The organism is Porphyromonas endodontalis ATCC 35406 (assembly GCF_000174815.1).
GTDB classification, from domain to species: domain Bacteria; phylum Bacteroidota; class Bacteroidia; order Bacteroidales; family Porphyromonadaceae; genus Porphyromonas; species Porphyromonas endodontalis.
In genome coordinates this window covers 42313-63775 of sequence record NZ_ACNN01000026.1, presented here as the reverse complement: position 1 = coordinate 63775, position 21463 = coordinate 42313, and the positions used below count along the sequence as shown (strand labels likewise).

At 46.1% G+C, this 21463-nt stretch carries 19 protein-coding genes; 11 read left to right on the top strand and 8 right to left on the bottom strand.

What is annotated here, in order from left to right; all coding sequences use genetic code 11:
• Positions 1–287: 287 nt before the first annotated feature.
• The 11 genes from POREN0001_RS06155 to POREN0001_RS06105 all read left to right on the top strand — a co-directional run bounded on the left by POREN0001_RS06155 (position 288) and on the right by POREN0001_RS06105 (position 12373).
• Complete coding sequence (locus POREN0001_RS06155) at positions 288–1844, top strand: glycine--tRNA ligase (protein WP_004334283.1); 1557 nt, start codon at positions 288–290, stop codon at positions 1842–1844.
• A complete protein-coding gene (locus POREN0001_RS06150; protein ID WP_004334325.1) occupies positions 1837–2391 on the top strand; it encodes an FKBP-type peptidyl-prolyl cis-trans isomerase in 555 nt (184 codons plus the stop codon). Before POREN0001_RS06155 ends, POREN0001_RS06150 begins: the two co-directional genes overlap by 8 nt.
• A gap of 47 nt (positions 2392–2438) precedes the next feature.
• Positions 2439–3218, top strand: coding sequence for a 5'/3'-nucleotidase SurE (gene surE / locus POREN0001_RS06145; RefSeq protein ID WP_004334108.1), 780 nt, complete (start codon positions 2439–2441; stop codon positions 3216–3218).
• A gap of 15 nt (positions 3219–3233) precedes the next feature.
• On the top strand, positions 3234–4379 hold the full coding sequence (gene lpxB, locus POREN0001_RS06140) for a lipid-A-disaccharide synthase (protein WP_004334118.1): 1146 nt from the start codon (positions 3234–3236) through the stop codon (positions 4377–4379).
• Positions 4380–4405: 26 nt separating this feature from the next.
• Positions 4406–6193, top strand: coding sequence for a translation elongation factor 4 (gene lepA, locus POREN0001_RS06135; protein WP_004334342.1), 1788 nt, complete (start codon positions 4406–4408; stop codon positions 6191–6193).
• Positions 6194–6225: 32 nt separating this feature from the next.
• The gene (gene dnaB / locus POREN0001_RS06130) at positions 6226–7719 is read left to right on the top strand and encodes a replicative DNA helicase (RefSeq protein WP_004334062.1); all 1494 of its coding nucleotides are present in this window, start codon (positions 6226–6228) and stop codon (positions 7717–7719) included.
• A gap of 9 nt (positions 7720–7728) precedes the next feature.
• Entirely contained in the window at positions 7729–9066 is a 1338-nt protein-coding gene (gene mtaB / locus POREN0001_RS06125; RefSeq protein WP_004334289.1) for a tRNA (N(6)-L-threonylcarbamoyladenosine(37)-C(2))-methylthiotransferase MtaB, read from the top strand.
• A gap of 7 nt (positions 9067–9073) precedes the next feature.
• Positions 9074–10087 (top strand): glycosyltransferase family 2 protein, encoded by a 1014-nt coding sequence (locus POREN0001_RS06120; RefSeq protein ID WP_004334056.1) that lies wholly within the window; start codon positions 9074–9076, stop codon positions 10085–10087.
• 120 nt (positions 10088–10207) lie between these two features.
• Positions 10208–10918, top strand: coding sequence for a hemerythrin domain-containing protein (locus POREN0001_RS06115; RefSeq protein ID WP_004334104.1), 711 nt, complete (start codon positions 10208–10210; stop codon positions 10916–10918).
• A gap of 53 nt (positions 10919–10971) precedes the next feature.
• A complete protein-coding gene (locus tag POREN0001_RS06110) occupies positions 10972–11571 on the top strand; it encodes a response regulator transcription factor (RefSeq protein ID WP_004334299.1) in 600 nt (199 codons plus the stop codon).
• A 331-nt stretch (positions 11572–11902) separates the two neighbouring features.
• Positions 11903–12373, top strand: coding sequence for an HU family DNA-binding protein (locus tag POREN0001_RS06105; protein ID WP_040580990.1), 471 nt, complete (start codon positions 11903–11905; stop codon positions 12371–12373).
• A 236-nt stretch (positions 12374–12609) separates the two neighbouring features.
• On the opposite strand, the gene POREN0001_RS06100 is transcribed toward POREN0001_RS06105, so the two are convergent.
• The 8 genes from POREN0001_RS06100 to msrB all read right to left on the bottom strand — a co-directional run bounded on the left by POREN0001_RS06100 (position 12610) and on the right by msrB (position 21411).
• Positions 12610–13089, bottom strand: a complete 480-nt coding sequence (locus POREN0001_RS06100; RefSeq protein ID WP_004334321.1) for a V-type ATPase subunit K — start codon at positions 13087–13089, stop codon at positions 12610–12612.
• Between the two features lie 50 nt (positions 13090–13139).
• Entirely contained in the window at positions 13140–14966 is a 1827-nt protein-coding gene (locus POREN0001_RS06095; protein WP_004334069.1) for a V-type ATP synthase subunit I, read from the bottom strand.
• Positions 14963–15580: a V-type ATP synthase subunit D gene (locus tag POREN0001_RS06090; protein ID WP_004334374.1), complete on the bottom strand. Its 618-nt coding sequence runs from the start codon at positions 15578–15580 to the stop codon at positions 14963–14965. Before POREN0001_RS06090 ends, POREN0001_RS06095 begins: the two co-directional genes overlap by 4 nt.
• A 12-nt stretch (positions 15581–15592) precedes the next feature.
• Entirely contained in the window at positions 15593–16924 is a 1332-nt protein-coding gene (locus POREN0001_RS06085) for a V-type ATP synthase subunit B (protein ID WP_004334140.1), read from the bottom strand.
• A 39-nt stretch (positions 16925–16963) separates the two neighbouring features.
• Positions 16964–18715, bottom strand: coding sequence for a V-type ATP synthase subunit A (locus tag POREN0001_RS06080; RefSeq protein WP_004334349.1), 1752 nt, complete (start codon positions 18713–18715; stop codon positions 16964–16966).
• A 7-nt stretch (positions 18716–18722) separates the two neighbouring features.
• Entirely contained in the window at positions 18723–19634 is a 912-nt protein-coding gene (locus tag POREN0001_RS06075) for a DUF2764 family protein (RefSeq protein ID WP_004334102.1), read from the bottom strand.
• Positions 19635–19641: 7 nt separating this feature from the next.
• Positions 19642–20232, bottom strand: coding sequence for a hypothetical protein (locus POREN0001_RS06070; RefSeq protein WP_004334080.1), 591 nt, complete (start codon positions 20230–20232; stop codon positions 19642–19644).
• A 198-nt stretch (positions 20233–20430) separates the two neighbouring features.
• Positions 20431–21411: a peptide-methionine (R)-S-oxide reductase MsrB gene (gene msrB / locus POREN0001_RS06065; RefSeq protein WP_004334084.1), complete on the bottom strand. Its 981-nt coding sequence runs from the start codon at positions 21409–21411 to the stop codon at positions 20431–20433.
• Between the last annotated feature and the right edge of the window lie 52 nt (positions 21412–21463).

Sequence of the window (21463 nt, the reverse complement as noted above, 5' to 3'; positions counted from 1 at the left end):
AATTTCATATTGGCTAGAAATAGAAACTTTTCTGGGCAGAACTCTCCCCTCTTACTGGCTGAAAAACATTTTGCTACAGGCCTAAATCCGAAAAAATTCTGCCCAGTCTCTTTTTCTGTTTTCACAGCCTATTCCATGTTTACACTAGTCAGCCTGCCATCTGCTGCAAAATGATTACTTTTGCAGGCAGCACTCTTGTTTTTGCCTCTCTCTAGAGTGCGAGAAAAAACAGAGGAGCGGAAGATTTTTATAGACGATAAATACACTCATAAAATAGAATAGGATAAATGGCTCAAGAAGATCTTTTCAAGAAAATAGTATCCCACTGCAAAGAATATGGATTTGTATTCCCTTCTTCGGAGATTTACGACGGGTTGGGAGCAGTGTATGACTATGGGCAATATGGTGTTGAGCTGAAGAATAACATAAAAGCCTTTTGGTGGAAGAGTATGACCCTATTGCATGAAAATGTAGTGGGGATAGACTCGGCCATATTTATGCACCCCAAGATTTGGCAAGCCTCGGGGCATGTGGATGCTTTTAACGACCCCCTTATCGACAATAAGGACTCGAAGAAACGCTATCGTGCCGATATCTTGATCGAGGATTATCTCGCCAAACTTGACGAAAAAATCGACAAGGAAGTTGCAAAAGCTGCAAAGCGTTTTGGAGAATCTTTTGATGCTGCACTCTATCGCGAAACCAATCCCAGAGTACAGGGCTATCTAGCCGAGAAAAACGAAACACTAGAGCGATTCTCCAAAGCACTCAACGACAACGATCTTGAGGCAATCCGCACCATCATCATAGACAAAAAGATTGTTTGCCCCATTAGTGGCACCTGTAATTGGACAGAAGTACGCCAATTCAATTTGATGTTTGCCACAGAAATGGGATCTACAGCAGATGGTGCCTCAAAAATCTATCTGCGCCCGGAGACGGCTCAAGGGATCTTTGTTAACTACCTCAATGTGCAGAAAACAGGGCGTATGAAGCTCCCCTTTGGGATTGCTCAGATAGGAAAGGCCTTCCGCAATGAGATTGTGGCCCGTCAGTTTATCTTCCGTATGCGTGAGTTTGAGCAGATGGAAATGCAGTTCTTTGTAGCTCCCGGTGAAGAGATGAAGTGGTTTGAGTACTGGAAAAAGACACGTATGGCATTCCACAAATCTCTCGGACTGGGCGACAACAAATATCGATATCACGACCACGAGAAGCTAGCGCACTACGCCAATGCAGCTACAGATATTGAGTACGAAATGCCATTCGGATTCAAAGAAGTAGAGGGGATTCATAGCCGTACCAACTACGATTTGAGCCGTCACGAGGAGTTCAGCGGAAAGAAACTCCGCTACTTCGATCCTCAAACAGGAGAGAGCTATATACCCTACGTAGTGGAAACCTCTATCGGGGTAGACCGCCTATTCCTCAGCTTGATGTGTGGTGCTTACTGCGAAGAGCCTACAGAAAATGGCGAGATGCGCACCGTACTACGCCTCCCCGCTGCCTTGGCGCCTATCAAACTCGCTGTACTCCCTCTCGTACGCAAAGATGGTTTGGACGAAAAGGCACGCGAAGTGGTACGTGAGCTTCGCTTCGACTTTACTTGTCAATACGACGAAAAAGACTCCATCGGGAAGCGTTATCGTCGTCAAGATGCCATAGGTACCCCCTATTGTATCACTATTGACAATCAAACAATGGAGGACAATACTGTTACCATCCGAGAACGCGACACGATGGAGCAGCACAGAGTTGCTATAACAGATCTCCGCAAAGAAATCGCCCAAAAGGTGGATATGGGGACTTTACTACGGAAAATAGCTTGTGACAACCATGAATAAGAAAATATTTCCAATCTTGATAGTTGTTGCCACTTTGATGGCAGCACTGCTACCTGCATGCCAGAGCTCAGTAGACTCCTCTGAGGAGTGGCGTCGCCGTAACGAAAAGGCCTTTGCAGACTATGAGAGCAAAAGTGAGTACAAAAAGGTTACGACAGATGGCTCTCTTCCCTACGTCTTTATGAAGACCAAGACCAAAGGCACCGGTACAGAGCATCCTATATCCACCTCACGTGTGATTATCCACTATGCTATGTACCTCCTTGTTTCTACATCATCTACAGGCACAGCGCCTTTGGATGGTAACTTTGATCAAGAACAGGGGTTACGCCTTTCACTCAATAGAGGAGAGAAACAAAGGGCGATTGCAGGTATGCAAATTGCACTCCAAAATATGGTAGTAGGAGATCATACCGAGGTGATTATCCCTTGGTATCTAGCCTATGGTGCTAAAACTACTAAATCACAGAACATTAACATCCCAGGTTACTCAGCTTTGAGGTACGAGATTCGTCTTGATAGCATCGTACCTGAATCTGCTGAATAACTCTCCCAAGAGGTAGTCTATATTATTTGCAATCCAACTAGATATTAATGGTATCCAGACCCCATATTCTTATATCTAACGACGATGGTATTCACGCCCCCGGCATAGCAGCCCTAAGCACTATGCTTCGCACAATTGGGGATGTTACCGTTGTTGCCCCAGAGGGAGCGAGATCGGGAGCTTCGTCTCAAATCACCTCCTCCCTGCCCTTGAAACTGACCAAGATGGAAGAGGAAGAGGGCTACCGAGTCTATCGCTGTACCGGCACTCCTGCCGACTGTGTAAAGCTAGCTCTTAACGTACTATTCTCAAAAGAATGCCGTCCCGATCTTGTTGTGACCGGGATTAACCATGGGCGTAATGATGGTATCTGTGTTGTTTATTCGGGTACCGTTGGGGCAGCTCTAGAGGGCTGTATTGCGGGTATTCCCTCCCTAGCAGTATCAGTCAATGACCATGGAGATGATGCGGAAATGCGCTATGCCGTAGCCTACACGAACACACTAGTCCGTTGGATGCTCTCAAACAAAATACCAACACATACGATGCTCAGCCTCAATCTCCCTAGTACTACACCCTTGGGATTCAAGGTGGCTCCACAGGCAGTAGGGCGCTTTAGAGACGAATTCTTAGAGAGCACAAATGGATCCGGGGGACGAGTATACTGGATGGTAGGAAGCCAAGTAAAAACAGAGGATGAACCCAATACGGACTGGGATCTCTTGGAGGAAGGGTATGCAACCCTCACGCCTATCCGTATTGACATGACCGATAGGAATTTCTTGCCTCAGCTCCATGAGGCATTTCGCGATGGTCTCCCCGAATAAAATCACGTCCCCACGATGCGATATTTCTTGATAGCAGGAGAGGCTTCGGGAGACCTTCATGGTGCTCACCTCATCAGAGCCATAAAAGCCGAAGACCCTTCGGCTACATTCGCATTTATGGGCGGAGATCAGATGGCCTACGAAGCGGGGAGGCGACCTATTGTCCATTACAGCAAGGTTGCCTTTATGGGGTTTATCTCAGTTTTGAGACACCTCCCCGAGATTCGCTCCACAGCTCATCTTGTGCAGCAAGAGATCAAGGATTTCGATCCACATGTTGTAATACCCATTGACTACTCCGGGTTCAACTTTCGTTACATTCTCCCTTTTGTGGACAAGGCATTGCCCCGCACTTCCGTCTTTTACTACATCCCTCCCAAAGTGTGGGCTTGGAAGAAAAGGCGTACAAAGAAGCTCCGTACCCTTTGTACACAAGTGCTGAGCATCCTCCCCTTTGAGGAGGAATTTTTGATTCGCCACAACGTCAATGCCTACTATGTAGGTAATCCGTGTGTAGACGCAGTGGGAAAGTATTGGGATACATGGGGCGACCCACAAGCAAAAGTATCCCTACTCGATAAAACACCTCAACTCACAATAGAGCATCCGATTGTAGCAATACTCGCAGGGAGCAGACGTGCAGAGATAAAACACAATCTACCCCTTATGCTCTCCACCCTACGGACTTATTACCCAGAGTATCAATGCGTCGTAGCAGGAGCCCCAGGCATTGAGGCAGAGTTTTATACCCCACTCATCCAAGGACATAAGGCAGAAGTCCTTTTTGGACAGACCTACAGCATCTTGGCAGCAGCAGATTTTGCCCTTGTAACATCGGGCACCGCTACCCTAGAGACGGCACTCATCGGGACTCCTCAGATAGTCTGTTACCGAAGCATCGGATCTCCTCTTGTCAATTGGGCTTTTTCGCGCTTGCCTATCTCCTACTTCTCTCTAGTAAATCTCATATTAGATACCCCTCTACTAGAAGAGCTACTTGCAGCCAAAGCAACTCCTGAGCATCTCCATAGTGCTATTGAGCGACTTCTGTCTCCGACACAACAGATCTCTGAGGGCTATGCACGCCTTCGTTCCCAGCTCGGACGTGTGCCGGCTGCTCGCACTGCTGCCCAAGTTATCACTCGCTCTATCATTCATTAGTAACAAAGACATCACGCTATCTTTCGATGAAGAATATCCGCAATTTTTGCATTATCGCCCATATCGACCACGGTAAAAGTACCTTGGCAGATCGTCTTCTTGAGTACACAAAGACAGTCTCCGGCAAGGATCTCCAAGCTCAAGTACTCGACAATATGGACTTGGAGCGCGAGAGGGGTATCACCATTAAGAGCCATGCCATACAGATGGAGTACGAAGAGGGAGGAGAAAAATACATCCTCAATCTGATAGATACTCCGGGACACGTGGACTTTAGCTACGAAGTCTCAAGATCTATTGCCGCCTGCGAGGGTGCTCTCTTGGTGGTGGATGCAACTCAGGGGATTCAGGCTCAAACCATCTCCAATCTATACATGGCGATAGAGAACGATCTGACCATTATCCCCATAATCAATAAGTGCGACCTAGCGAGTGCCACTCCCGAGGAAGTAGAGGATCAGATTGTAGATTTGCTAGGAGAATCTGCCGAAAACATCATACGAGCAAGCGGCAAGACCGGCATGGGAGTTGAGGCTATTCTTCATGCCATTGTAGAGCAAGTCCCCCCTCCAAAGGGAGATCCGGAAGCCCCCCTTCAGTGCCTTGTTTTCGACTCTGTTTTCAATCCATTCCGAGGAATTATCGCGTACTACAAGGTGGTCAATGGCTCTATCAAGACAGGAGATAAAGTGAAATTTATCGCCACAGGTATGGAGTATGAGGCCGACGAAGTAGGCGTACTCAAATTGGAGATGGCTCCTCGCAAAGAGGTAAAAACAGGCGATGTTGGCTACATTATATCAGGGATAAAAACAAGTAAAGAGGTACGAGTGGGCGATACCATCACCCATATAGCGCGCCCGGCTCTGGAGGCGATTGAGGGTTTTGAAGAGGTGAAACCGATGGTATTTGCAGGGGTATATCCTATCGAAACAGAGGATTTTGAAAATCTTCGTACCTCTCTTGAGAAATTGCAACTCAATGACGCCTCCCTTACATTTACCCCTGAGAGCTCGGTAGCATTAGGTTTTGGATTTCGGTGCGGCTTCCTAGGTCTGCTCCATATGGAGATTGTACAGGATAGGCTTGACCGAGAGTTCGGCATGAACGTAATAACCACAGTCCCCAACGTTTCTTACCAAGTGTACGACAAGAAGGGGGCAATGAGCGAAGTGCATAACCCTTCCGGCCTGCCAGATCCCACCCTAATTGATCATATCGACGAGCCCTATATCCGCGCTACCATCATCACTCAAGCTGCCTATATTGGCCCCATCATATCCCTCTGTATGGATAAGCGAGGCATTCTCATCAAGCAGGAGTTTATATCGGGAAATCGCGTAGAAGTACTCTTTGATATGCCCCTAGGAGAGATCGTTATCGACTTCTACGACAAACTAAAAAGTATCTCTAGAGGATATGCCTCTTTTGACTATCACATCAGCGACTTCCGCCCATCTAAACTTGTCAAGTTGGATATATTACTAAACGGAGAACCCGTTGATGCCCTCTCTACCCTAACCCACATAGACAACAGTGTATCCTTCGGGCGGAGGATGTGCGAAAAGCTCAAAGAGCTTATCCCTCGTCAGCAATTCGATATTGCCATACAAGCAGCTATTGGAGCAAAGATCATTGCACGAGAAACGATCAAAGCCGTACGTAAGGACGTAACCGCCAAGTGTTATGGGGGGGATATCTCGCGTAAGAGAAAACTTCTAGAAAAGCAAAAAGAGGGAAAGAAACGAATGAAACAGATTGGTACGGTAGAGGTGCCTCAGAAAGCATTCCTTGCTGTACTCAAACTCGATTAGGCCTATAGAAACATAAGGTCGGAGGATCAGATATGGCAAAAAACGACACAAAGGGAAAAAAGAGTAAGGCTTCTTCGAGCCAAAGTGCAGTAACAGCGCTAGATGGGCATATACCCCCTCAAGCGGTAGAGCTGGAGCGTGCTGTGCTGGGAGCAATACTACTTCAACCCGGAGTTATGGGCGATGTAGCAACAATTCTTAAGCCAGAGAGCTTTTATGTAAGAGCACACGAAACTATTTTCAGGGTGATCTGGGAGCTCGAAGCGAACCAGAAGCCCATCGACATGCTCACCGTCACAGAGGAGCTTCGTCGTACAGATCAGCTCGAAGAGGTAGGTGGAGCCGCCTACATTGCCAACCTTACAACAAGCGTAGGAGCTACTGCCAACGTGCTCTATCATGCCCATATCGTTGCTGGCAAAGCCACGAGCCGTAATTTAATTTCCTTTGCCTCCGAAGTTCTTACCAAGGCATACGAAGATTCTATTGAGTCTGAAGTACAGATGCAAGAGGCTGAAGCAGCTCTCTTCGAACTCTCAAAGCAGAATATCCAGCAAGACATTCGCCGAGCCGATTCGCTCCTAGAGGAGACCATATCGGAGATACAAGAGGCTAGAAATATAGGAGATGGTATTAGTGGTATATCCTCCGGTTTCCCTGCGATAGATAAGATGACCGCAGGGTGGCAAAAGTCCGACCTCATTATCATTGCAGCGCGTCCTGCCATGGGTAAGACAGCTTTTGTCTTGTCAATGGCCAAGAATATGGCTATCGACCTAGGTATACCGGTAGCTATATTCAACCTCGAAATGAGTGCAAAACAACTTATAAAGCGTCTCATCAGCAACGTATGTGAGATACCGGGAGAGAAGTTAAAGAATGGTCAGATGGAAGCCTATGAATGGACGCAACTTAGTACTAAGCTGCGAGATATTCAAGACAAACCTCTCTATATAGATGACACTCCGAGCCTCTCTGTTTTCGAGTTTCGTACCAAAGCTCGCAGGTTAGTACGAGAGCAACATGTAGAGCTTATTATCATAGACTACTTACAGCTGATGAATGCCCAAGGTATGAGCTTTGGTAACCGAGAGCAAGAAGTAAGTACGATATCCCGCTCTCTCAAGATCCTAGCCAAGGAGCTAAACATTCCCATTATAGCCCTTTCCCAGCTCAACCGCACCCTAGAAACACGACAGGGGGACTCCAATAGTAAGAGACCTCAGCTCTCAGACCTTCGCGAATCCGGAGCCATTGAGCAAGATGCCGATATGGTATGTTTTATCCATCGTCCCGAGGTGTACAATATCAAGGTTAACCCCGAAGACAATACATCTACCCAAGGGATGGGCTTCTTCATTATCTCAAAACATCGTAATGGACCTATCGGAGACGTAAAACTTATATTCCGCGGAGAATACACAAAGTTTGCCCCCTACGATAGCGTTAACTTCGTTACCATCGATAGCGGTATCGGAGGAAACTTTTCGCCCATTGCCCTTGACGGGAATTCCGTTCCATTCTAATACTTATCCATGCTTCCAGACACAACGGTATTACAGGGTAAGACGGCTTTATTTTTCACCTTAGGGTGTAAACTAAACTTTGCAGAGACCTCTACCATAGGTCGGCAATTGCGAGAGTTAGGAGTAGTATTGGCTACGGAGGGCTCCTCTGCCGATATATGTATCATCAATACCTGTAGCGTAACGAGTGCGGCCGATCGCAAAGATCGCACCCTCATCCACCGAGTAGTTCGGGAGAATCCACATGCAGCCGTGGTAGTCATGGGGTGCTATGCCCAACTGAAGGGGGAAGAAATTCTCAACATCCCAGGCGTGAATATAGTAGTGGGGGCCGGTAGAAAAAGCGAAGTCGTAGAGCATCTTATTACCTTCTTCTCTGGAGAAGGGGTGACACCTACCAATAAGCATCACTACGCCGGCGAGCGGATTCATCTACACCGCTTCGAAGAAGGCTGTAGCAGCGACGACAGAACGCGACACTTCCTAAAGGTACAAGATGGCTGTAACTACGGCTGTACCTATTGTACCATCCCCAAGGCTAGAGGGGTAAGTCGCAATGGAAGCATTGCCTCTCTGGTTGCTCAAGCAGAAAGAGTTGCCCAAGAGGGAGGAAAAGAGATTGTACTTACAGGAGTTAATATTGGGGATTTCGGTCGCTCCACAGGCGAACAATTTGTAGACCTAGTGCGGGCTTTGGATCAGGTCAATGGCATAGAACGCTACCGCATTAGCTCTCTAGAGCCCGATCTGCTCTCCGATGAGTTGCTCGAAGTTGTTGCTCAATCAAGAAGCTTCATGCCCCACTGGCACCTACCGCTACAGAGTGGTAGCGATACCGTACTAGCTCTGATGAAAAGGCGGTACCGCACCCAGCTTTTCTCCGATCGTCTGGCTCGTATCAAAGAAATGATGCCGGCAGCCTTTATTGGTGTGGATGTAATTGTAGGGATGAGAGGCGAAACTCTTGAGTTTTTCGAAGAGAGTCTTGCATACCTTGAGGGGCAACCTGTAACACAACTCCATGTATTTAGCTATAGTGAACGCAGTGGTACACCTGCTCTATCCATACCTCTCGTAGTGTCTCCCGAAGAGAAAAAAGAACGTAGTAAAGCCCTTATCGATCTATCGAATCGTAAGCTAAGCAGTTTTTACAAAGAGCACGAAGGAGAAAAGCGTCCCGTACTTTGGGAGCACTCTTGTGTAGATGGTAAGATGTATGGTTTTACAGACAATTATATCCGACTAGAGCACGAATTTTGCCCCGATATTGCTCTATCAGGAGCTATCACTCAAGCCAAAATTGGAAGGGAAAAAGAGCCGGGTATAGCCTTTTGCTCCCTAGAATGAAAAGATTATGAGCACGGCACCTCTTATCACCATAGGGATCCTCAACTGGAATGGGAGCCATCTGCTCCGTAAGTTCCTCCCCGATGTTGTACGCTGTACGCCTAGTGATAAGGCTTGCATTGTGGTAATTGACAATGGCTCTACAGACGACTCCATTGAGGTCGTGGAGAGGGGATTCCCATCCGTAAAGCTCCTTAAATTCTCAGAGAATTACGGATTTGCAAAGGGCTACAATCAGGCTCTGGCACAATGCGAGACTCCCTATTATTGTTTGCTTAATAGTGATGTAGCCGTGACAGAAGGATGGCTAGATGCTCCTCTTGCTATGCTTGAAGCAAATGCTCGTCTCGCAGCAGTACAACCGAAAATACGAAGCTTTCACCATCCCTCTCAGTTTGAATATGCAGGGGCAGCAGGAGGCTTCATAGATCATCTAGGATATCCGTTTTGTCGAGGTCGGGTATTCGACACCATAGAGGAGGACAAAGGGCAGTACGATACAGAGGCTTCTATTTTTTGGGCTTCAGGAGCCTGTCTATTTGTTCGCCGTGATGCTTACCTCCAAGTAGGCGGATTAGATGAGCGATTCTTTGCTCATATGGAAGAAATTGACCTCTGCTGGCGATGGCTACGGAGTGGCTACGAAGTGAGATATACCCCCAATAGCACAATATATCATTTGGGTGGTGCCACTCTTAGCACTAGTAATGCTCGCAAGGTGTATCTCAACTTTCGCAACAACCTTCTGATGCTCTATAAAAACCTTCCTAGGAAGCAAGCAAAAAGACTTCTCCCCAAACGTATGCTACTGGATGGACTATCGGCAGGCATGTATCTAGTCAAAGGGAAATCTCGTTTCGCTTGGGCTATCTACAAAGCTCATAGAGACTTCAGAAAAATGAAACAGCACTACACTCCCCCTCTTGCTCCACCAGTGCAGCTAAGCAGCGTATATCCACACTCTATTGTCTGGCAATACTTCTTCTTGGGCAAGCGACATTTCTCCGACTTAAAGCCCTAAAACGGGAAATTCAACACTACATCAGAAAGCTATCTCACTACTTTTGGGGATAGCTTTTACTTGTATAGTATGCTGGGCTAGCCTATCTTTGCATTGTATTACTAATTGATTGATAGAAGTATGTCACTACGCATAACGCAATTCTACTCAGCAGATACGCTCATGAGCGATCTTATTTGTGAACGATACGACCTCCTACTCGTTATTACTCGCTTTGGTATCCCCCTTGGGTTTGGAGACCAGACTATACGCGAGGTTTGTGAGGAAAATAATGTACATGTAGAGACACTTATTGCTGTAGTCAATACTATTGTATCTCACAATACCAAGCCTAGCCAAGAACTACTTGCATCGCTTTCTCCCATGGCTTTGGTAGACTTCTTGAAGCGTTCACACCATTATTTCTTAGACTATCGCCTACCCAAACTTTTGGTGCACCTCCGTCGTGCCATAGAGGGCGGCCCCGAAGAGATCGTATTTCTCATCAATAAATTCTTCGATCAATACGTAGCAGAGGTACACAAACATATGGGATATGAGGATAAAAACGTGTTCCCTTATGTACGTGCTCTAGTAGATGGTACTCAAAAACGGGGTGCCGGGGCATACAATATAGACATATTCTCTCGCCGGCACGATAAGGTGGAGGCTCGTATTGGAGAGCTTAAGAATATCTTGATCAAGTATTTCCCCGATGGTAGCGGCTACGAGCTAACCAGTGTACTGCACGAGCTATTCTCTGCCGAAGATGACCTCGCTACACACAACTTTGTCGAAGATTTCCTTTTTGTTCCTCTCATCCGTTCGATGGAACAGAAGCAAAATTCATAATCCCTCATACCCTTGGGGCTAAAGTCTTACTCTTAGAGGAAATAAATTTTGAGATGATACAAAGTGTACATAAACTACTCATCGTAGAGCCTAATCCCGTAATTGCCTTGGGGATAGAAGCGGTGATCAAGCGATCGAATAAGTTCAGAACGCAGATTGCATTTGAGCTTGATATAGAAAGCATTATTTCTACCATTCGTTTCTTTACTCCCGATATTATCTTGATGAATCCCATCGTAATGGGCGTACACCTAGATGAGAGATTCTTGACTGTAGCACGTGCCAAAATCTTGGCGCTTACCACAGGTTCTGTTGATCCGTCTGTACTTTATAGCTACGACGCGACTATCAACATTGGAGACTCTACGGAAACCATTCTACAAAACCTTCTCTCCGTTGTTAGCCAAGCCGAGAACGAAGAGATGGATCTAGACAACGAACGCCTACTCTCACCGAGAGAAAAAGACGTGGTGGCTTACGTGGCAAAAGGGCTTACGAATAAAGAAATATCCGCTAAGCTCTCTATCTCTATTCACACCGTAATTACCCACAGGCGTAATATTGCCAAGAAACTCAAGATTCATAGCCCTAGCGGACTCACGATCTATGCTATTGTCAATAAGCTTGTAAATATCGACGAAATTCATACCTAGTAATAGGGGCAATTCTTTTCACAAAACCACCCCGGGAAGTATTCTCACACTCCGAATACTCTCCGGGGTTTCTTATTAAATAGGAGCTTCTCTCCTGTATGATAACGATAATACCGGCTACACGCCCGGATCAAGTGAAAAGACGAGTGCTCACTAAAAATATGACGTCATTTCCCTACAAATATGACGTCATATTTCGCCAGAAATGATATCATATTTTCGTACATTTGCCACCAAGTAACGAAAGGCCCTGCCAATGGGAGAGAAAACTCCTCGCTCTGACGGTTGGCAGAACATCATTTACGAGGAACAAACTTAATACTAAAAGACTATGGCAAACAGACCATTGGCCTACACGCTTACCGAGCGTAAGGCAGCCATCGGAGCAATGGCAGGAAAAACAGTGCTTCAGGCACGTCCGACAGGACGCAAGCGCATCGACCACCGCAACTTCTGTGAGGAAGTGGCAAGAGCAACTACATTCACGGGAGCCGAAGTGGAAGCTGTACTACGACTTGCCGCCGAAATTGCGAAACGGCACGTGGAAAACGGAGACATTGTGGAGTTTGGTGACATCGGTACACTCACGCCTTCGTTCCAAAGCAAAATCGTGGAGAAAGGCAAGACGGAGTTCAACCCCAATGTCCATATCACCAAGCCTGTCGTGCGCCTCTCGCCCTCACGCAAGTATTTCACACTCTCGGGTGTAAGTTATGAACGTGTGGAAGCTCCTGCGAAGAAAACGGCAAAGCCTAAACCTACACCCAAGCCTAATCAAGGCAGCAATGAGGGCAACGAATAGCTTGCCTCTCTGAGAAACGATCATCACACTCTCTGCGGAGCGACTGTTTACTAACGACAGTCGTTCCGCTAATGTAAGCTTCGCCACCTAGACCGAGGAAGCCGTGGCGTTATTATCAAGGTTTAAGTAAACAAAAGGGCATAAAAAAACTCCTGCTCTACCGGAGTGAGAGCAGGAGCTATAGAAATGATTTATCTCCCTAAATAAAGGGAAACAAGATTATTCTCTAGATACTCTTAAGCTGCGATTGCTGCTGCAAGTTCGGGAGCAGCACCGAAGATCAAGATAGCAACGAGAAGGGCAAGAATAGCGTAGAGCTCGGGGAATACGGCCATCACCATAGTTGCACCGAATACGTTGTCACCACCACCAATCGTCTTGATACCATTAGCACAAACTTGAGCCTGACGAATAGCAGAAAGAAGACCTACAACACCAAGGGTAAGACCTGCACCAAAGATAGCCCAAGCAGCGATAATGTTGAGGCCGGCACCGAGTTGTTGTACAAGGCCAAGAGCCATAAAGAAACCAACGAAGCCGTAAAGACCCTGAGAACTAGGAAGAGCTGAAAGAGCAATGTACGAACCCATTGCATCGGGATTCTTCTTCATAGCACCAACGGTAGCATTACCGCAAATAGTTACACCAATTGCCGAGCCAATACCAGTGAGGGCCACCATGAGGGCAATTCCTAAGTAGGTTAGAACGTTAATCATACTTTGAACTGTAATTAATTGATTGAGTTATTTGATTTTTCTATTATTGATTACTTGAAAGGAGTGTATTGACGCCCCCCACCTTCAAACTCTGCATTCTTGTAGAATTCAACAAATGTAAGACGTAGAGGGTGCACCAAAGAGCTAATCATACACAGCCCAAAATTGAGACCATGACCAAATAGCAAAATGATTGCCATTACCACAAAATTGAGACCTACAGGGAGCCCTCCGCCCACTTGTACGGCAAGGTTATTAAACACCCCACCCAAGATACCACCGGTCAAACCGATAGCAAACAGACGAATGTACGAGAGCGTATCTCCCAAAAGTCCGGAAGCATTATTGTAGGTTGCCCACAAACCGGAACCAAAATTGAGGAAGATATTCTTGCCCGGTGTATTGTAGAACAAAGCAATAACAAAGGCGAGAGCAGCAATCCCCAAGAGGACTTTTGATGCCATAGCAAGCATAGGATTACCTTCACCCAGCATCATCGCTACGAGCCCAAGTCCTCCAAAGAGGATCAAAGCTGCCCAGCAATAAGTAGCCAAACCATACTTGAATCCCTTCTGTACTTGCATCTTATAGCCGGCAATAAACTTACCGAATACAATCTGAATAAGCCCCAGCACAACGGACAAATACATCATTGTGTTCTGGTTGAGGATGTAGGTATCGGGCACAGAGCCGAGTATCGTACCACCGGTCCAAGGCATTACCATACCAAAGACAGTCCCCATGAGAGAGCCTACGATGGCGGTAGTTCCACCTAACCACATGAGCATACTACACACAGACTTAACACCATCCTCTTTAGCTTTCGTCTTAGCAACGGTGGCTCCTATCAAAAGCAATAGTCCATACCCACCATCTCCAAAACAAAGAGCAAAGAAGAGCATAAAGAAGGGAGCAAACAACGACGTAATATCCAACTCGCCATAGTTAGGAAGCGAATACATCTTCGTTATCATCTCGAAAAGACGAGCATAACGATTGTTTTTAAGCTTCACAGGGACATTGTCATTCTCTTGGATCTCTACCTGCTCGTAGTAGCAAGGTACTCCATCTAGAGCGGGAGCAATTTTGTCTGCCACTCTCTCGGGCACCCAGCCCTCCAATACCATAAGGGTATCGTTAGCCTCGGGTTCCGCCTGCAAGAGAGCATTGGCGAAATCAAAATCGCGCTCGATGAATCGATCATATCCATCTAGTTCGCCCAAGCGAGTATCAGCAAATTCAACAATCCTATTATGGGTCTCTTCTGCCTCCTGCTGTAGGGTTTCCAACTTCCTTTGCATCTCATCCATAGAAGCCGTTGGAGCCTTTACCTCATCGGCTTCGGGACGAGCGTCACCACTTTGTCCAATCGTAACAAAGTAGGCTTGAGCGCGAAAATCATTAACCTTTACGGCGCGATACTCCTCAATCCACTCCTCCTTGAACTGCTGCGAAGCCACTACATAGAAGTGCAGCTTGTAACCAGCATTCTCAAGTTTCTTCATCAGATCGAGGTCATACTCACCCCAAATACTCCAATAGTCGATCTCACGTCGTTGGGCAGCAATCTGGTTAGCAAGATTCCTTTCCTTTTCCATGAGCTCCTCTATCTCAGACCTCACAGCCACTCCTTGCTCCTCAGATTGAGGGAGGATCATAGAAACCTCCGGAGCATCTTTGGATCGCAATGATTTTACACGACGACGCAGGTCTGCCAAGTCTTTACGCTTAGCGAGGAGGGCTTGTAGGTTATCGAACTGCTTAGGGCTCTTAGTTTCCTTGATGTGTACCACGCCAAGCTCACGAAGACTCTGCAAAAAGCCCTCATACTCTCTGTGGTATATCAAGAAAAGATACTTCTGCATTTTTTCAATCATAGCAGTGCCTCCTTTTCTTTGCGTTCGCGTTCTTCAATATTGGCTCGCATGATCTTCTGAGACGATTTAGAGAGACTCTCTTCATCTTCAAGGTATCGCTTAATCTTACGAATAGCATCCTTATACCCAGGGATCTGTACCTTCTCAAAAAGATTTACCTTCTGAGTGGTCTTCTTACGAGCATACTCCAAGAATTCTAGTTTGAGGCCAAGGAACTCAGCTTCTATACCAGTAGTAGCAAGCACCTTAAGCAACTCTAATCCCTCAGAGAACCACGAAGGAGAATTGAACAAACTAAATGGCTTCACCTCGAAGTCTATCTTATCCAAGACCGGTACTATAACACCGGCAATCTTCTTGGTAGACAACTTCACATCCTTCACAGATATAAGCTCCGGATTAAACTCATTCCAAAGCCCAACCATGTGCTGATAACTAGAGATGCCATCTTCTAACTTTTGTTCCAATTTCACCACTTCGTCTTTCGTCTTCTTCACCTCAAGACGAAGAGCACTCTCCTTACTTTTGATCGTAGGGAGCGTGCGCACTCGCATCTTCAGCTGCTTCTCCTGCTGATGGAGCGAAGTTTTGTTGTATTGAAACTTAATAGCCATGACTCTTATCTATCAGGCTTTTTTCTCACCAACCCAATACTTCTCTACAAGAGATTGCTTGATGTTTACTTCTGCAGGAGTAAAGTGTTCTCCAAAAAGTTTCCAAGCAATATCGAGCATTTCAGTCGTATCCACGTTTACGTCGATAGCAAGCAATTGACGAGAATAATCGTCTGCAAAAGCAAGAGAACGATTATCGTAGTCGGTAAGGTCGAAACCGTTCTCCATCTTTGTTTGTGCGTTGGCAGCATCGGAGAATAGACGTACGGCGGCATTCATCACCTGAGGATGGTCGTCACGAGTCTTCTTACCAATTACAAGCTGCTTCAAGCGAGAGAGAGAGCGGAATGGGTCAATAATAACTTTACCCACATTGCTATCCTTACGGAGATAGAGCTGACCCTCGGTAATATACCCCGTATTATCGGGCACAGCGTGCGTGATATCGCCACCACTCAACGTGGTAACGGCAATGATGGTAATAGACCCACCATCGGGGAATTGCACTGCCTTTTCGTAGATCTTAGCAAGGTCTGAGTAAATCGAACCCGGCATAGAATCCTTCGAAGGAATCTGGTCCATACGATTTGATACGATAGCCAAAGCATCCGCGTAGTTGGTCATGTCCGTAAGGAGCACGAGCACCTTTTCGTTCTTTTCTACCGCAAAATATTCTGCTGCTGTAAGAGCCATGTCTGGGATAAGCAGACGCTCTACAGAGGGGTCTTCGGTTGTATTGATGAAACTAACAATACGATCTAGAGCACCGGCATTGCTAAAAGTGTTCTTGAAGAAGAGGTAGTCGTCATTGGTCATCCCCATCCCCCCAAGAATAATCTTATCACTCTTGGCACGCATGGCCACCATAGCCATTACTTCATTAAAGGGTTGGTCCGGATCCGCAAAGAATGGAATCTTTTGTCCGGTTACGAGGGTATTATTGAGGTCGATACCTGCAATACCGGTTGCAATCAACTCAGAAGGCTGTTTACGACGCACGGGGTTTACAGAAGGACCACCAATTTCTACTTCACGTCCTTCGGGCTGCGCTCCACCATCAATAGGAAGACCATAAGCATTGAAGAAGCGTCCTGCAAGCTGATCGCTCACCTTGAGCGTAGGAGCTTTGCCGAGGAATACAACCTCTGCATTGGTAGGAATACCTTCAGTACCCTCAAAAACCTGGAGGGTTACTTCGTCGCCAATGATTTTTACGACCTGAGCCATTCGTCCATGGATCAAAGCCAACTCGTCATTACCAACCCCTGTAGCACTTAGCATACAAGTTGCCTTGGTAACGTTCGAGATCTTGGTATATATCTTTTTAAAAGCTTGTGTTGCCATATTAATTTTCTCTATACGAGGTCTCTCTTTCCCTAGAGATTACTTGCCACCTTTGACAATCATCTCTTCGCATTGTGCCAAGTACTTCTTAAAGTCATCGCTCTCAAACTCTGAGTAGTTCATCTGCTTGAGTACGTTGATAAGGCCCTTAAAGAACGCCGTTACCTGATTGAAATCTTCAAACTCAAACCCGGTATGGCAGATCTTTGCTACAAGATCCAACATATACTTTTGGCGAGCAAGAGGAGAGTTACAATCGATATCATCGAAAGCATCTTGCTGAAGGATCACGAAGTCGATAAGCTCAGCCTTCCAGAATGTAACGTGATACTCTACAGGTACCCCGTCGTCCCCTAAGATGTTGATCTGCTCCGAAATTTCCTTACCACGCTGCAAACGCATTTTTAGCTCATTGACTTTTTCGAGCCAATCGGGTGCAATGTGCTGCGAAATGTATTCTTGGAACTCAGGATATTCGAGATATTTTGAATAACTATCAATAGGGTTAACGGCCGGATAACGCTTACGGTCGGCACGCTCTTGCTCTAGTGCGTAGAAGCATCGAGCAACCTTCTTAGTATTTTCTGTCACAGGCTCCTTGAGGTTACCCCCTGCAGGAGATACCGTACCAATAAAGGTTACAGAACCAGTCTTGCCATTTTTGAGATAAACGAACCCAGAGCGGGCGTAGAAGTTGGCTACGATGGCCGAAAGCTCCATTGGGAAAGCATCAGGTCCAGGAAGTTCTTCTAGACGGTTTGACATCTCACGAAGAGCTTGTGCCCAACGAGAAGTAGAGTCCGCCATGAGGAGAACACGAAGACCCATTGTACGATAGTACTCAGCAATAGTCATGGCCGTGTACACAGATGCTTCACGAGCTGCAACAGGCATGTTTGAGGTATTAGCGATAATGATCGTACGCTCCATGAGCTTACGTCCGGTGTGAGCATCTACAAGTTCTGGGAACTCAGCAAAGATTTCCACAACCTCATTTGCACGCTCTCCACAAGCCGCCATAATCACGATGTCTGCCTCAGCTTGCTTAGAAATAGCATGCTGCAACACCGTCTTACCCGTACCAAAAGGCCCTGGGATAAAGCCCGTACCACCCTCTACGATAGGATTGAGTGTATCAAGCGTACGTACCCCGGTTTCGAGCAACTTAAATGGACGGGGCTTCTCTGCATAGCAAGGAATGGCTTTCTTTACAGGCCATTTCTGAATCATTGTAACAGAGTGCTTCTCGCCATTCTTATCCTCAAGTACTGCGATTTCTTCATCAGCACGATACTTGCCGGCAGGCTTAAGGCTTACGACTTTGTACTGCCCCTCGAAAACAAAGGGAACCATTATCTTGTGGGGTTGGTAGTTTTCATCAACCTCACCAAGCCAGTCTCCAGCCTCTACAAGATCACCTACCTGAGCGAGAGGTTTGTACTCCCACAATTTATCTTCCTCTAGAGGATAGGTATACGTACCACGTTGTAGGAAAACCCCATCCATCTTATCGAGGTCGTTTTGCAAACCATCGAAGTTCTTGGAAAGGAGGCCGGGACCGAGTGTTACCTCCAACATGTGACCTGCAAACTCAGCCACATCCCCTACCTTCATACCACGAGTACTCTCAAACACCTGCACAAACACCTTGGCACCGATGATCTTGATCACCTCACTCATCAGGCGAGTTCCACCCACCGTGATAAAGCAAATTTCGTTTTGAGAGACTGGTCCATCTACCTCAACGGTCACAAGGTTGGACACAATCCCCTTAACAACTCCTTTTGTCATGGATATATTATTTCTTTTGATTTCTCTTGAACTCGTTGAGAGAGTCGTTACTCTCCTTTTTGAGTGTTGCTACAATGGAACGGAATGTTTCTTCTCCCGTTTTCTCATTGAGCTCCGTCCAGCGCTCTATGATACGTAGCTGTAGATAGTATGCCAAGATGGTCTCAACATTGAACGTACGATCGAAGACACGCTCCTCTAGCCAGTTCCATTTGAGGACATCCAACATGCGCTCCCGACGAGTAATATCAGTCTCATTTTGCACTGAAGTAAGAGCAGCGATGTAGTCCATCTCCTCTTCGGAGAGACCAAAGTTTGTGGCCGTCGACGTCTTTAGTTTACGCTCTACTTCGGAGTCTCCCACGATATAATCTTTGGGATCCCAACCTAGATTGCGACTTGTAAAGGCTGCAAAAACATTCCTTATATCAAGATTAAGACGCGACCACTCTGCTACAAAATGATTTCTAGCAGGAAGAGCAAACTTGGTATAATAGTAATCGGCAAGTTTATCCTCAAGGCGAAGGGGCCACATACGTACCTCTTCCTCATCGTCTTGTACGTCATCTTCCTCGTCCTTCTCTACCACAAAATCCTTGAGAAAATCTATGATATAAGCAGGTAAGTGATGCTTAGGAAGCTTTGTACCTTTCTTGAGAGCATCCATCACCGTAGCGACCTCTTCGTAAGAAAGTAGCTGAGGTTGCTCGGTTGCCTCCAATGCTTTCTCCGGAGATTCGAGATAATCGATAAGAAATCTATTCTCGCGCTCCCAGCGAAGCACCTCCAAAAGCTTAAAATCGCCCGAGGTAAGCACTTCTCTAAGCTCCTCTACGAAGAGCTCCGAAGAAAAGGGGAGTTTTCTATCGTCTACACCAATATTCGGTAAACCCGATATTGTGGCATAATACTTTGCCATGGTGCACTTAGAATAACATTTCCACAAGACGAGGACGCAAGAAGCTCTGGAAGAAAGACTTTAGTTCTTCTTCTCCAAACTGAATCTTGTACGATCCATCTGCGGGTTTTAGAACGAAATTGGTTGCCGTACCAGCTACTTCGTTAATGGTAACACCCTTATTGAGGAGGTCCTTAGCATTTGAGGCGAAATACTCTTCCAACCCCTTGGCATCGGCTGTTTCAATTACAACATCGTTTCCAGGAGTCCAGTTTTCAACAATCTTGCGAATGACTTCGCGCATAAAGTTGGGATCTTCAGCAGCTGCTTTTACGTTGCCTTGGGCAATCTTGTCGGTAATAGAATTTGCCACAGAAGCCTTCAAGGCATCTAGAGTTTGAGCAGCATAGAGTTTGAGTTCTGCCTCAACATTCTTTTTGAGTTCATCAGATCTCTTTTCAGCGTCACGGATGATTCTCTCAGCTTCCGCCTTAGCTTGGTTGAGCATTTCGTCGCTTTTGCTTTGGGCATCAGCCACGAGTCTATCTGCTTCTAGCTTCCCTTTTTCAACCCCTTCGTTGAAAATTTTGTCAGTTAGTTCCCGGATCTTAGCATCCATATCTTATCTATGTTATAATTTGTATTCGCTATTTCCATAGAAAACTACAACTCCTCTTGCCTTTCGAAAGTGACAACAGGAGCCATACCCTCTATACTCCGAGCAAAGGTACAACAAAAGCTTGATTTATAGGCCTCTTTGGGTAGTATCCCAACAAAGGCCCACAGATCAAGCTTGACAAATAGAAATAGATATCTTCTATTTTACATACTTAATGTAATCTTCATACCCCTGTTCTTTCATTTCCTCCAACGGAATAAAGCGCAAAGATGCACTATTGATACAATAACGTTCCCCTCCCAATTCTTTCGGTCCATCTTCAAAGACATGACCAAGATGGCTCCCCGAAGATTTACTCCGAACCTCTACACGCACCATTCCATGCGATGTATCCGTACGTTCTAGCAGAAGTTTATCATCTATAGGACGTGAAAAAGCCGGCCATCCACAGCCACTTTCGAACTTATCTGTAGAGACGAATAGGGGCGTACCATCCACCACGTCTACATAAATACCCTTAGCATAATGATCATAATACTCATTTTTGAAAGGAGGCTCTGTCCCCTGCTCTTGAGTCACATGGTACTGCATAGGAGTAAGCTTACGGCGTAACTGCTCCTTATCCACGTAGCGTTGTGCATGCGCTCTTGCTATTTTATCTTTTCCTATGTGGCAATACCCCGAAGGATGTTTCTTTAGATAATCTTGATGATAAGCCTCGGCCGGATAAAAATTCTTCAGCGGGATACACTCTACAACAATAGGCTTAGGATACTTTTTCGCCAGAGTTTGAAGCATCTCCTTCGCCACCACTTCATCCTGAGCATTAGTATAATAGATACCCGTTCGGTATTGACGCCCAACGTCATTGCCCTGCCGATTGAGAATAGTAGGGTCAATTACATCGAAATACAACCCTAGGATAAACTTTAGAGGGACCACCGAGGCATCGTACTCGACACGAATTGTCTCGGCATAATCGGTATCTACATCCTCGTATTTGGGATTGGGACGAGTGCTATTAGCATAGCCAACAGTGGTCTCTACCACGCCTTGTACTCCATCAAAATAGCTCTGCATTCCCCAAAAGCATCCGCCTGCTAAATAGATTGTCTTTAGATTCTCCTTACTAGGACGAGGTGCTTGGGCTTCTATTACGGGTTGGTTTACTGCGATCATTTTGTTTGTTGTTTAGTTACTACTTTTTCTACTCTCAAAACGGATAATAACT